At 42.7% G+C, this 14,532-nt stretch carries 11 protein-coding genes; 5 read left to right on the top strand and 6 right to left on the bottom strand.

The genetic code is table 11. The annotated features are described in order from the left end of the window. Positions 1-185: 185 nt before the first annotated feature. A complete protein-coding gene (locus ACRRS0_RS08480; protein WP_432453642.1) occupies positions 186-803 on the top strand; it encodes a MarC family protein in 618 nt (205 codons plus the stop codon). Between the two features lie 31 nt (positions 804-834). After that, positions 835-1,413, top strand: a complete 579-nt coding sequence (locus ACRRS0_RS08475; protein WP_432453643.1) for an ACP phosphodiesterase — start codon at positions 835-837, stop codon at positions 1,411-1,413. 168 nt (positions 1,414-1,581) lie between these two features. On the opposite strand, the gene aceA is transcribed toward ACRRS0_RS08475, so the two are convergent. The 5 genes from aceA to ACRRS0_RS08450 form a co-directional block, all read right to left on the bottom strand. After that, positions 1,582-2,892 (bottom strand): isocitrate lyase, encoded by a 1,311-nt coding sequence (aceA, locus tag ACRRS0_RS08470; protein ID WP_432453644.1) that lies wholly within the window; start codon positions 2,890-2,892, stop codon positions 1,582-1,584. 982 nt (positions 2,893-3,874) lie between these two features. Then, a complete protein-coding gene (phoU, locus tag ACRRS0_RS08465; protein ID WP_432453645.1) occupies positions 3,875-4,579 on the bottom strand; it encodes a phosphate signaling complex protein PhoU in 705 nt (234 codons plus the stop codon). Between the two features lie 23 nt (positions 4,580-4,602). Next, the gene (gene pstB / locus ACRRS0_RS08460) at positions 4,603-5,421 is read right to left on the bottom strand and encodes a phosphate ABC transporter ATP-binding protein PstB (protein ID WP_432453646.1); all 819 of its coding nucleotides are present in this window, start codon (positions 5,419-5,421) and stop codon (positions 4,603-4,605) included. A 27-nt stretch (positions 5,422-5,448) separates the two neighbouring features. Further along, positions 5,449-7,104: a phosphate ABC transporter permease PstA gene (pstA, locus tag ACRRS0_RS08455; protein WP_432453647.1), complete on the bottom strand. Its 1,656-nt coding sequence runs from the start codon at positions 7,102-7,104 to the stop codon at positions 5,449-5,451. A 21-nt stretch (positions 7,105-7,125) separates the two neighbouring features. Further along, entirely contained in the window at positions 7,126-9,339 is a 2,214-nt protein-coding gene (locus ACRRS0_RS08450; protein WP_432453648.1) for an ABC transporter permease subunit, read from the bottom strand. Between the two features lie 321 nt (positions 9,340-9,660). Between ACRRS0_RS08450 and ACRRS0_RS08445 the strand changes: the two genes are divergently transcribed. Beyond that, the gene (locus ACRRS0_RS08445) at positions 9,661-10,167 is read left to right on the top strand and encodes a glycine cleavage system protein R (protein WP_432453649.1); all 507 of its coding nucleotides are present in this window, start codon (positions 9,661-9,663) and stop codon (positions 10,165-10,167) included. A 16-nt stretch (positions 10,168-10,183) separates the two neighbouring features. Next, on the top strand, positions 10,184-12,280 hold the full coding sequence (ppk1, locus tag ACRRS0_RS08440; protein ID WP_432453650.1) for a polyphosphate kinase 1: 2,097 nt from the start codon (positions 10,184-10,186) through the stop codon (positions 12,278-12,280). 529 nt (positions 12,281-12,809) lie between these two features. On the opposite strand, the gene ACRRS0_RS08435 is transcribed toward ppk1, so the two are convergent. Then, entirely contained in the window at positions 12,810-13,733 is a 924-nt protein-coding gene (locus ACRRS0_RS08435) for a hypothetical protein (protein ID WP_432453651.1), read from the bottom strand. Between the two features lie 309 nt (positions 13,734-14,042). Between ACRRS0_RS08435 and ACRRS0_RS08430 the strand changes: the two genes are divergently transcribed. Further along, positions 14,043-14,531, top strand: a complete 489-nt coding sequence (locus ACRRS0_RS08430; RefSeq protein ID WP_432453652.1) for a GNAT family N-acetyltransferase — start codon at positions 14,043-14,045, stop codon at positions 14,529-14,531. Position 14,532 lies beyond the last annotated feature (1 nt).

Genomic DNA, 14,532 nt, shown 5'->3' with positions numbered 1-14,532 from the left:
CTAAAGCTCTGTTAATCTGTCTTATTTCAGCTTACGATATTTTGGCAACTCTGTAAGAAAGGCTAGCAATTGAGAAACATGAACTGACTTCACCAATCGCCGACCTCTCTCGCCACAAATCAAAAACTTCGGTCGCGAACCACCTTGACCGTAAACGCTATCTTCTTCAGCGATAAGGATTTCAGATGAATGAATTGACCCAACACGCCATTACGGTATTCCTCGGCTTCTTTGCCATTATGAATCCTATTGCAAATACCACAGTATTTATCGGATTAAGCGGTCAGTTAGCTGAAAGACAGCAAAAAGCCATCGCAATTAAAGCATTAATGGTCTCATTTTTTATCATCTTAGCCTTCGCATTATTAGGTAAAACCATTTTCCACATGTTTGGAATTACCCTCCCAGCACTCAGGATTACTGGTGGCATCTTAGTTTTTCTCATCGGCTACAATATGCTCCATGGAGAACATTCCGAAATGCATAAAACCTCAGAGGAAAGCGATACAGATATTGCAATATCGCCTTTAGCAGTACCTATTTTGGCTGGCCCAGGAACAATTGCCACCGCAATGAGTTTTTCAGCTTCAAATGCTTGGCAAGATATTGCGATAACCGTAAGCGCATTTGCTCTATTGTGCTTGATCACCTTCGTGTTCTTCATTTTTGGACAAAAGCTAGAAGCCTTGCTCGGAAAATCAGGGATCAATATTATTACTCGATTAATGGGTCTGATCTTAGCGGTTATTGGTTGCCAAATGCTCATTGAAGGGATCTATGGTGCTATCGGTGCGTATCATTAATGAATAACACCACAGACATCAGTTTCACAAAATGAACTATCTCGCGCATTTCCACATTGCTCAACAAACGAAGAGTTCGATTCCCGGTGCATTGTTAGGTGACTTTGTCAAAGGTAAGGCCTGGAAAAATTATCCACTGTTTGAGCAACAAGGTATTTTACTGCATCGACATATCGACAGCTTCATTGACCAGATGGTGATCAAAACCGGTTTACAGCATTGTTTTCGACCCAAGCTACGCCGCTATGCTGGGATCGCTCTCGACGTATATTTCGACCATTTACTCAGTCAACATTGGCAAGATTTCTCGATACTAAACCGCAGCGATTTTATTCAGCACTGCTATCAGCAACTCGCTAACTTCCCCTTGCCAGCCCAGGCAAAGCTTACCGCACAGCGGATGCAACAATACGATTGGTTACATCAATACCATCATCGGGCCAGCTTGGGCCGAACACTTGAAGCTATTAGCCAACGCCTACGCCGCCCGGCACCACTCGTGCTCATGGCCCATGATTTAGAACAACACGCCACTGATATTGACGCGGTCTGTTTGGATTTATATCGCCAAGTATTAGTTCAAGCTAACCACTATTTACAATCGACATAAATCAAACTCACATATACTCGGCGCCAAATGACTAACGCGAGTTAGTGATACTCAACTTGAACCTCACAGCGCTTCAATCAGAAAAGGCAGCCAAAAGGCTGCCAAATTAACGAACAACGTCAGTTAAACTGATCTTATTCTGTACAAATTTAGTCAATCGTTCGATTACTAACTAAATTGTTCTTCTTCAGTAGATCCTGTTAAAGCAGTCACCGAGGACTTACCGCCTTGAATGACGTTAGTCACTTGGTCAAAATAGCCTGTCCCTACTTCTTGCTGGTGGGCGACAAAGGTATAACCACGATCAGCAGCTTGAAATTCCTTTTCTTGCACCATATTAACGTAGTGTTTCATCCCCTCGCCCTGAGCGTAGTTATGAGCCAAATCGAACATGTTGTACCACATATTATGGATCCCAGCTAAGGTGATAAACTGGTATTTATATCCCATATCACTCAATTCCTGTTGGAATTTAGCGATCGTTTCGTCATCTAGATTTTTACGCCAATTAAACGAAGGCGAACAATTATAAGCAAGCAATTGCTCTGGGTATTTTTCATGAATTGCTTCGGCAAATTTACGTGCTTCTTCTAAACAAGGCGTTGCAGTTTCACACCAAATTAAGTCGGCATATTCTGCATAAGCTAAACCACGACTAATGGCCTGATCGATACCCGCTCTAACCTTGTAAAAACCTTCGCTGGTACGTTCACCCTCCAAAAACTCTGCATCGTAAGGGTCAACATCAGAAGTTAATAGATCGGCTGCATTTGCATCGGTACGAGCAATCACCAGAGTTGGAACATCGGCAACATCGGCCGCAAAACGGGCTGCGATCAACTTTTGTACCGCTTCTTGAGTGGGAACCAGCACCTTCCCTCCCATATGACCACACTTTTTCACCGAAGCGAGTTGGTCTTCAAAGTGCACACCTGCAGCGCCTGCTTTAATCATACTTTTCATCAGTTCAAAAGCATTCAAAACCCCACCAAATCCAGCTTCAGCGTCAGCCACAATGGGTAAAAAGTAATCTAAACCGCCATTTGCGGGAGAAAGTCCACTTGCCCATTGAATTTGGTCAGCTCGCTGGAAAGAATTATTGATCCGCTCTACCACTTTAGGCACCGAATCGACTGGATATAGCGACTGATCAGGATACATACTTGATGCAGAGTTATTATCAGCCGCTACCTGCCAACCCGACAAGTAAATCGCCTCAATCCCTGCTTTAGCTTGCTGTACCGCTTGACCACCCGTGAGAGCCCCCAAGCAATTCACGTAACCTTTTTTAGCTTGGCCATTCACCAAAGACCATAATTTTTCTGCGCCACGACGAGCAATCGTATTCTCAGGGATGACCGAACCTCGCAACTTAACCACTTCTGCAGCGCTATAAGGACGCTTCACCCCTTTCCAACGAGGATTTTCGGCCCAATCTTTTTCTAATGCTTGAATTTGCTGTTCTCTTGTTAATGTCATGTTCAATCCCTCTTCGACTTTCATTCCTGAGTACAGCGAACTGTACTGCGTATTCACCTAGTTTGTTTTACACCGCTTATACTTGCGATTAGCCTCTCGGCAATCGGTCAATCGACCCAAATAATGCTGCGTCTTGATTTGTTATCGTTATCACCTAAACCCTTTATTTGACGACGAGGATGCATTATTAAGTATATTGTTACTATGTTCGCAATCTTTATATACGCATAACCGCATACCAAGTGAACATTCAACTTAATCAGCAATCATCAAGTTAGCCAAACACTTCAGTTAACAATAAAGCAACAAACCTCAAGTTATCGATAGGCTTTAAACCAAAGATAGCAATGTAATTATTACGTATCTGTAATTCAACTTACATCAAAAACCTATCACCGAATAGCCCCTTAAAACTAAAGTATAAAGCCTCTGATAAATTAAAACGACCGTTTTAATTAACCCTCAAGAGCCTGTTTTTTATATCACCAGATAAATTAAAAGCAAAGCATTATTTAAAGTTATCACTCTATAAAATGAATTTATCAGCGAGATAAAACTTACCACCAAGGTCTAATTATGAAACTTAATTACGTAATTTAATTACTTTTTGTTTTTTAAGATACGAGATGAGATTGATTGATTTACGTTTACGTAAAGGTTAACGTTGCAAAAAGGTAAACAATGAAAACAAAATACATAATATAAGGTTTTAAAAAACATAATCTTAGATTGTTTTTTAAACGTTTAGCTTTTGCTGTGCGATTCAAATGTTTAAAACGGAGATTTTTCTATCGGTAGGAATACGTATAATAGCTTGTTATAAAACAAACCTTGCGGTCATAACAGCTCAGACCAGCAAGCTGTGAAAAATGTAATAATTGCTCAAAAATAATCAGCATCAACTGTAGTCGCAGCGTTATTGTTGAGAAATAGCAAATAAAAAAGCTGGCTTATTGCCAGCTTTTTAATAGAAAAACTCAGATTAAAGTAGTTTTTCGACTTCGTCTCCTGCCAAATGGCGAATATCTTTACCTCTCACAAAGTAAATAATGTACTCAGCGATATTTTGGCAACGATCTCCTACCCGTTCGATGGCGCGAGCAGCATTTAATGCATCGAGCACCTGTGGGATGGAGCGAGGATCTTCCATCATGTACGTCATCAATTCGCGGATGAGTCGTTCATATTCTTTATCCACTTTTTTATCTTCTTGATGGACTTGCCAAGCAATATCCACATCCATTCTAGCGAAACCATCTAACACGTCATGCAACATCTTCGCGGTGTGTTGCCCTAGATGCTCTAAGCTAATCAATGAAGCCTTTAAAGGCTTATCCATATTCCGCTCAACCATACGACCGATGCTCGCCGCAGCATCACCTATTCGTTCTAAATCCGCGATAGTTTTAATAATGGCCATTACGACCCGCAAATCACTCGCGGCTGGTTGACGTTTAGCGATGATACGAGTGCACTCTTCGTCAATAGCGACTTCGTAAGAATTAACCTTACTATCGGTATTGATGACCTTTATCACTAACTCAGCGTTGGGGCGATTTAATAAACTTAAGGCATCTTTAAGCTGCTGCTCAACCAAACCTCCCATCGCCATAATTTGATTACGCACATGATCTAACTCAGCGTTAAACTGGCCAGAGATGTGTTTGTTCATATTCAACTTATCCATAATAATTCCTCAGTCACGGGGACTTAACCGTAACGGCCTGTAATGTAATCTTCGGTTTGTTTTTTCGCTGGCGTGGTAAATAAGGTATTAGTATCCGCATATTCCACCATGTCCCCCATATACATAAAGGCCGTTTGGTCGGAGACTCGGGCCGCCTGCTGCATGTTGTGAGTCACAATAACCACCGTATAACGACTCTTTAAATCATTAATCAATTCTTCAATGGTTAAAGTCGAGATAGGATCCAAGGCCGAAGTTGGTTCATCCAGTAACAACACTTCAGGCTCGATGGCAATCGCTCGCGCAATCACTAAACGTTGCTGCTGACCACCCGATAGACCAAAGGCATTATCGTGCAAACGGTCTTTCACCTCTTCCCAAATTGCCGCGCCACGCAATGAGCGTTCGACCGCTTCATCTAATACTCGACGATCCTTCATCCCTTGTAAACGTAAGCCATAAACGACATTCTCGTAGATAGACTTTGGAAATGGATTGGGGCGTTGAAAAACCATCCCTACATTGCGACGCAGCGCAGCAACATCGACACTCTTATCGTAAATGTTCTGGCCATGCAGCAATATTTCACCACTGATCTTACAAATATCGACTAAATCGTTCATCCGGTTAATACAACGTAATAAGGTTGATTTACCACAACCGGATGGACCAATGAAGGCGGTAACTTGTCCCTTAGGGATCTTCATCGATACATCAAACAAAGCCTGTTTATCCCCATAATAGAGGTCTAAATTTTTAACCTCTAATGCGGTTTGTTCAGCACTTAAGTTAGCCAAATCTAATTTTGTATCTCGACGAAGTTCTGTATTCAAAGAAATCATTTTTTTTCCTACAAATTTGCCGTTAGCTTATTGGTCTAACGTTTTAAACTTTTCACGTAAACGGTTACGGATTTGAATCGCAGCTAAGTTTAAGCCAATGATTACCGTGACCAATAAAAATGCGGTGGCATATACCAAAGGTCGTGCCGCCTCGACATTGGGGCTTTGGAAGCCAACATCATAAATATGGAAACCTAAGTGCATAAATTTACGTTCTAAATGAACAAAGGGGAAATTGCCGTCTACAGGTAAAGTTGGCGCAAGTTTCACCACCCCCACTAACATCAGTGGCGCAACCTCACCCGCAGCACGAGCAACCGCCAAAATCAGACCAGTCATAATTGCCGGGCTTGCCATGGGGATCACAATCCGCCATAAGGTTTCAGCTTTGGTTGCCCCTAAGGCCAGTGACCCTTGGCGTACTGCGCTAGGAATGCGCGATAAACCTTCTTCTGTAGAAACAATCACCACTGGCAAAGTTAAAATAGCTAAAGTTAAAGCTGACCAAATAACGCCCGGCGAACCAAAGGTTGGTGTCGGTAAGGATTCCGTATAAAACAAGGAATCAATACTGCCGCCTAACATATAAACAAAGAAACCTAAGCCAAATACCCCATAAACAATCGAGGGGACTCCCGCCAGGTTAATCACAGCAATCCGGATCAAGCGGGTGAAGCCATTATTTGCGGCATACTCGTGCAGGTAAATAGCCGCAACCACCCCTAACGGCGTCACAATCACTGCCATCAACATCACCATGAATACCGTACCAAAGATAGCCGGGAATACCCCGCCTTCGGTATTGGCTTCACGCGGTTCATCAACCACAAATTTACCAGCCTGATGCAGCCAATGTCCGAGCTTCTGAAAGCCGTTCATTTCATTCGGGAAAAACACATCTAGTACATTGTTCATCGGGATGGTGACCAATTCACCACGCATATCACGAATGATTAATTGGTCTCGTTTAGCCTCATCTCGATAAGCAAATAACTGCTTCTCTAAAACTTGATACTCTTCATGTAGCTGCTTAGTCTGCGCCTCAATATCCGCTAGATGTTCGGCAGTCAATGCATCATCCAATTCATATCGACGCTGTTTCAAACGTAAGCGCTCAAGTTGATAGTTCACCCCACCAATTTTGTGCCGCTGTAAAGCATCAGCTTGTTTAATGATCCCATTTGAGCGATCTAACAACTCGAATAATTGAGTATGTTGATTATCTTTTGCTGCCTCAATATGCACGCCATTTTTAATGATCCCTTCTACATAACCATAAAAGTTACCGTTAGTTCTACGCTCGACGACCGCGATGTTTTTAGGTGTGCGCTTGGACACGATTTCGTTTTCGCTTAACCAACGAAAATCTAAATTCACATATTCACGATTACCCGTTTTGATCAAAAAGCGCTCCACAAATGCACCATCCAAGCCTTCGGTATTCGCACCGGAAGCTTGTAAACGCTCAATTGGAACTAACTCGGTTTCATATAGCTCACCAATGACCGTTTGGTTTTTACCAAACTGGTGAACTTCCATTTCCATTACCGGACTCGGCCAAAAATAAACCAAACCTCGAGCCGCAATCAGTAACAACAAGCCGACAACTGCAACCAAACTAATGCTAACAGCCCCGGCGGTCATCCAAATCCACGGGTTACCTGATTTAAACCACTTATTCATCGGTTATTTCCCACTTCCCTATTACAGCGAGCTATATTTGTCGCGCAGACGTTGGCGCACAAATTCAGCAATGGTGTTAAATGCAAAGGTGAATACAAACAAGACAAAGGCCGCTAAGAACAACACCCGATAGTGTGAACTTCCCACTTCTGACTCAGGCATTTCTACCGCAATATTCGCCGCTAAGGTACGCATCCCCTGGAAAATACTCCAATCCATAACCGGAGTATTACCGGTGGCCATTAAGACAATCATTGTTTCACCGACCGCGCGACCTAGGCCCATCATCACAGCAGAAAAAATCCCCGGACTTGCGGTTAAAATAACCACTTTAACCAAGGTTTGCCAAGGTGTTGCACCGAGCGCTAATGAACCATTACTTAAGTGCTTCGGCACTGAAAAAATGGCGTCTTCGGCAATCGAGAAGATAGTGGGGATGACCGCAAATCCCATGGCAAGGCCCACCACCATAGAGTTACGCTGGTCAAAACTGATCCCCAATTCGTTGGTTAAGAATAAGCGAGCATCACCGTCAAACAACCATAGCTCCAACAACGGACTCACTTCAATGCAACCCCAGCCAATAAATATCACCACCGGGATCAACACCATCACGTCGTAGCCCTCTGGTAGCATTTGACGCAATTGTTTAGGCATTTTGCTCCAGGCAAAAGCGGTCACCAAAAATCCGATCGGCAGCAATATCATAATGGCAATCACCCCAGGCAAGTTATCCTCGATCAGCGGTGCTAACCAAAGACCGGCTAAAAAGCCTAAAATAACCGTGGGTAAGGCCTCCATAATTTCGACCGTCGGTTTAACCACCTTACGTAACGAAGAAGACATAAAGTAGGCGGTATAAATCGCGCCCGCCAAGGCAATTGGCGTTGCAAATAACATGGCATACAAAGCTGCCTTAATCGTACCAAATGAGATAGGTACCAGACTTAACTTAGGCTCAAAATCATCACTTGCGGAAGTTGACTGCCACACATACTGTGGCTCCGGATAACCTTCGTACCATACTTTATGCCATAGCGCCTGCCAGGTGACTTCAGGGTGTTCATTTTCGACATGATAGAAGGTTAGGCTTTGCTCATTTTCGGTCAGTAAACCACTCGCCCGAGGAGAAAATGCCAAGTTCAAGCTGGTGCCAAGTTTAGTATCCTCTCGAACCAAACGACCACCACCAGTGGTATGAAACAAAGAAATGGAGCCATCATCTGCGCCAACTGCAAAGCCTTTACGGAAATACTCAACCCCAATGTCATTAATGTTTGCGCCAGCATCAAACTCTCGGATCTGCGTGAGTTTACGCACACCATCTTTAGCAACATCAAACCACTGCGTAACAATTCCGTTATCATTGGCAACAATCAACGAGCTGGCCCCCGAAAGCAAGGCTAAGCGAGTTACATTCGCGCCTTTACTATTGATGAAATCCACTGAATTCAGACGGATATCATCGATATCGGAGATATTATAATTAGCTAGTTGATTGCCACTACGAATATACAAGCGGCGTAAATCAGGTGTTACCAACATTTGGTCAATATTTTGAGGCAAACTAGGAATATCGGCTCGAGAAGCGGTCCACTCCAGGGAATCACTGAACATGTTTTCCTCTGCGTCCAAAGCCACTAACAAACCTCGACCATCTTCGGTAATCGCAGCCACCATCGCCGACTCTTCTTGTCGCTCGAAAGCCAATTTAACGATAGCCTTACCCTGTTCATCAATTGACAAGGCCTGCTCACCCATGGGATAGCTTAGACTTGGCGTAATTAAACGCTTATCGTTAGGGTAGCTAACACTAAACTTAGGCGTCACGACCAATACTTCACCTTGAGCAGTACCGTAAGCGACTAAACCTTGATTCGGCACGGTACGGTCAGCTGAAGTAATATCAGCGTCAAGCTGATAACTAGGGTATTCGGTATTATTTTTAGTAAGATCAAAAAATTGCAAACTACCGTCCATATTAAAACGATAAGCAATTTCATTTTGTTCTTCGACACCAATGGCGACCGTAGCACTGCTATCATGCAATGGAATAGTCTTCAGTTTATCGAGACTAGCCCCATAAAAAATCGGTGCAACCACATACAATAAATAAAAGAAGATTAAAATTAATGCTAACAACACCACTATCCCGCCAGCACTTACACCGTAGCGGGTTAATCGGTCCTTAATCAGCCGTTGGGCACTGCTATTAAATGACACTGACTGCGTCATGTTTCCCTCACAATCTAATAGGTCTGGCGAAAGTATATGGCAGTTTTATGACAGTATTGTTACAGGATGCAAGAGTTAAAAAAAATATCAAATCAATGGGCGAATAGTGACCGCTCAACTATCTTTAGCAAGAGATTATGACAATAATACGTGTTTATTGTTACCGAAAAATTATATTGTAGGTTTGGCTAATTTGTTCTCTATTTCAAGAGGATAAGACCTTCCCTAATCCATAAAAGCTATGCATACTTTAGGGCAATGCTTAGCATCTTAAACAAGGGAACCCATTTTCCCAGCGAAGCACTTTGTAGGAGTCAATTCATGAAACAACTGGTTGTCAGCGTCATTGGAAAAGACCGTCCGGGTATTGTCGATCAATTATCAACGCTAGTGGTCAAACACCATGGCAATTGGCTAGCCAGTCGCCTTACCGAACTGGCGGGGCAATTTACAGGAATTTTACATATTGAAGTCGATGATGCACATTTGTCCGCACTGTGTGATGACCTAAATAATCAGCATGGATTATTGGTCAATATCGCTGAAGGCGACCATAACGACCATGCCGAACAGACACAAATTAGCATCAATGTGACAGCCAATGATCGTGTTGGCATTGTTCAAGAAGTTACTCAAGCGCTAAATCAACTCGGCGTGAGTTTAAGTAAAATCACCACCAGTGTTAGCAGTGCGCCGAATTGGGGCGGATTGATTTTTACCGCGCAGTTACAAGTCCCCTGCGCAGATGAACAGCAACGTATCGCTATCCAACAATCTTTAGAATCGTTAGCTGATGATTTAATGGTTGATTTCTCCGACGAGCAATAAGTAACAAAGGTATAAAATGAGCGACAGTCTATATATAGAGAAAGAGTTAAGCTGGCTTTCGTTTAACCAACGAGTATTGCAAGAAGCACAAGATAATTCCGTTCCAATCATTGAACGAGTGCGATTTTTAGGGATTTTTTCAAACAATCAGGATGAATTTTTCAAGGTGCGGGTGGCCGCGCTAAAACGCCGTATTATCTTAAATGAACTAAAGCAAAAAGATGACGGTTCAATCCAGCTTCTTAACGACGTTCAAACTAAGTTGGCAGAACTTCAACAAGATTTTGATGATACTTACCGAGAAATCATTCTTACCTTAGCGCGACGAAATATTTTCTTGATCAACGAAGACCAACTCAGTGAAAACCATCAAAATTGGGTCAGAAAATACTTTAAAGATAAGGTGTTGCGCCACATTACGCCAATCGTATTGACCAAAAGGACCGATTTGGTTCGCTTCCTGAAAGATGAATATACCTATTTAGCCGTCGAAGTGAAAAATGCTAAGCAGGAAAACCATTTACTTATTGAAATTCCTACAGATAATTTACCACGCTTTGTGGTGCTTCCTCCCGATGGAGGAAGAACCCGTAAAACAATGATTATTTTGGATAATATTATTCGTTTTTGTCTCGACGATTTATTACGTGGGTTTTACGAATACGATAGTGCCGCCGCCTACTCGATTAAGATGACCCGTGATGCCGAGTATGACTTAAATGATGAAGTGGACCAGAGTCTACTCGAAAAAATGTCGGAAGGGATCAAACAGCGCCTAACCGCAGAGCCGGTGCGCTTTGTCTATGATCGGGATATGCCGAGCAGCATGATTAAACGCTTAAGTAATATGCTACATATTTCTAAGCTAGACCACAGTGTCGGCGGCAGTCGTTACCACAATTTTAAAGACTTCATCGGCTTTCCTAACGTGGGGCGTAAGTACCTAGAAAACAAAAAGATGTCCGCGTTAAATTGTCGCGATTTCGACCAATTTGATACGGTATTCGACGCAATTACAGCGCGGGATATTTTACTCTATTACCCCTACCACAAGTTTCGTTACATTTCAGAGTTTGTCCGCCAGGCATCTTTTGATCCTAAAGTGAGTAGTATCAAGATTAATATTTATCGAGTCGCCAAAAAGTCGCACTTGATGAACTCAATCATTGACGCAGCCAACAATGGTAAACGCGTCACCGTTGTCATTGAGCTACGGGCTCGTTTCGATGAGGGAGCAAACATTGAATGGGCTCAGCTACTGACCGATGCCGGGGTTAAGGTGGTTTTCGGAGTTCCTTCTCTGAAAGTACATTCCAAACTGTTGCTCATTACACGCAAAGAAGGCGACCAACGAGTCTATTATAGCCATATTGGTACCGGTAATTTTCATGAAAAAACTGCCAAAATATATACCGATTTCGCTCTTTTCACCAAAAACCAAGAGATTGGCCAAGAAATCGATAATGTTTTTCGGTTTATTCAACAGCCTTATCGACGTTTTAAGTTTCAGCATTTAATCGTATCGCCCAACGATACTCGGCGTCGGCTATTTAGCCTTATTGACTATGAGATCAACCAAGCCAATGCAGGAAACCCCGCCGCGATTACGATTAAAGTGAACAACCTCGTGGACAAAGGAATCATTACCCGGCTCTATGCGGCAAGTAAGGCTGGGGTTAAAATAAAGATGATTATTCGGGGCATGTGCTCTCTGGTTCCGGGATTAGAAGGCGTGAGTGAAAACATTCACATCATTAGTATCGTCGATCGTTTCCTAGAACATCCTCGGGTATTTAATTTCTACCATGGCGGGGAAAATCAAGTCTTCATTGCCTCCTTCGACTGGATGACTCGCAACATCGAAGAACGAGTCGAGGTCGGCGTCCCTATTTATGATGAAACACTCAAACAACGAGTCATCGACTTATTAGAACTACAATTTGCTGACACCACCAAAGCGCGCATCATCGACGCTCAACAGCTCAATAGTTATGTTCCCAGAGGAAATCGTCGTAAAATTCGTTCTCAATTATGGACTCTCGATTACTTCAAAGCGATTGAATCGAGGCCGCTTCGTCGGATAATTGATGAGGATAATGAGACCATCACTTAAATGGTTCAAAACCAACTTGCCTGCCTGAGTTATCGGCGGGCAAGTCATCACCAGCCTCTGTTCACCAACAACTGCCTCAATACCTGACAAAATGAACCAACACATGATGGCATGCCATACAAAAAACCTCATCAACTGCAGCGTTACCGCCTCGTCGCACCGCTGAATCAAACCGAGCAGAACCAATCAGTCCACATCGATAAGTAGTTCGGGGCAGCTAACAAACGCACCAAGCATTCAATTTGATGAATAAACGCTCGCTTTATCGCTCAAGCATGACCACTTGAATAAAGGCAACCACGGTAATCATTAATATCGATAAAACGGCTACCTCACTACAATCAATCAGCCACACCAGCAGACCCATCTGAAGCTTGAACATACATTTATCAGGCTTGTTTAACCGCGCAGAAGCTGAACCAGCACTACACGCCAAGTATGCACGGCTTGATAAGATTTTAAATCTCGCTCAACTAAAATTTCATAAGATCAAGCTGCATCAAGCAAAGCGTTTATCATTAGCTTTCATTTACCAACGAACCAACATTGATTTACGAGATATTCGCGCAATCATCAATCCCAGTAGAGCAATAACCAAAATACCAAATGAACTAGGCTCCATCACTTGTGTTGGATCTGCGGGGTCACGAGCCCATACATTCAGATGCGAAATAGCTTGTGTACTGTTACCTTGAGGATTCTCAAAATCATCGGTATCTAAAGACCCTGACAATTTGTAAGGCGTCTGGAAATTCAAACTTGAAGCCGGGTCATTCGCTAATTCTTGTTGAAAAATATCAATAAAATCGAAATCATAAATAATAAAGCCTTTTGCTACTTTGATCGAAAAAGCCAAGTGATCAAAGCTTGCCGCACCTAACAACTGGCTAACATCACCAATAATGCCAGGGTCGGTTTCGATAACCCAATTTACCGAGGTACACTCTCCACGACGACCAGCCACGCAGTTAAAAGTCATATTCAATAAGTCATCGATCGATAAAGACAAGCCTCCAGGGACGATGGGACCCGCTTGATCATAATTAACTTGCATATCAGCATTTACGCTCGCTAAGTGGATCCAACCTGGGTCATCGGCAACACCTAAAGGCTGATTATCTAGATTTTGTAAATCCTCAGGCTCAATAAAGAACAAGTCGTTAGAAGCACCATAGCGAGTATTCAACAATCCATCATTTTTTTGACCAATATTTACTATAGGATCATTGGCATGACCATCATCATTACCAGCAAACACTAAGCATGAACTCGCCGAATGAGCACTTGAAAGCAGTTCTTCGCTTCCCCCTGATAACATCATGGAGCGAAGCACCACGTTATTGGTATTGCATGTTCCGGAAGGAACGTAGCTGGTCACCGGCGCAGCCGAACCCCAACTGGAATAACCAACAATAAGTATGACAAAAGCTAATTTTATTAATTTGATCAACATAATGCCCTCTATAATGAAATCAGTTACTCACTTATATAGTGCACCGCTAAATCAGTGAACAACATGATGCTTGCTTAGGGTTGTAAATGCATAAACCAAGCCAGTAACAATCAACCTAAAAAATCAACAGCTTGATAACACAAAGCGAAATGCAATAGCTTCGTCTGTAAAAATACCTGACACCATGTATCGCATTCATTACACTGATAAATTAACCTATAAATTAATCACTTATTAAATATGGTGTGATTACGGATAGTGAAAACATCATGTTAGACTGGATTCATCATTCCTTCATTTTTTATGACAATGAGCAGTAAAGTATACTATTTACAACAACTCAGCCTCAGCCAATTATCAGCTAAGCCGATGAACGAACATTTATCGGTACAAGAAATCATCGAACAACAGGCACAAAAAAGCCGAGAATTTTATATTGCCGTGGGTCAAAACTGGCAATGGAACGACAAATTAGCTTGGTCTGAACAACAATGGCTTGATTACATCGAAAGTAATCAGCTACGCACCTTTGGGGCTTATATTAAGGGACTGTTAGCAGGTTATTTTGAACTACATAAACACTCAGACAACAGTGTTGAAATCGCATATTTTGGCTTAACTGCAGATTATTTAGGACAGGGGCTAGGCGGGGATTTACTCACCCGCTGTCTGCAAACTGCCTGGCAATGGCAGGCAAATAAAGTCTGGGTGCATACTTGTGATTTAGACCACCCCAGCGCTCTCGCAAATTATCAAGCGCGTGGGATGAGCCTATACCAGACGATACTAGAGCACTAAG

This window comes from Agarivorans sp. QJM3NY_29, assembly GCF_050870835.2.
GTDB lineage: Bacteria > Pseudomonadota > Gammaproteobacteria > Enterobacterales > Celerinatantimonadaceae > Agarivorans.
Note: the sequence above shows the minus strand (reverse complement) of the source record. Positions and strands in the feature narration are given on the sequence as shown.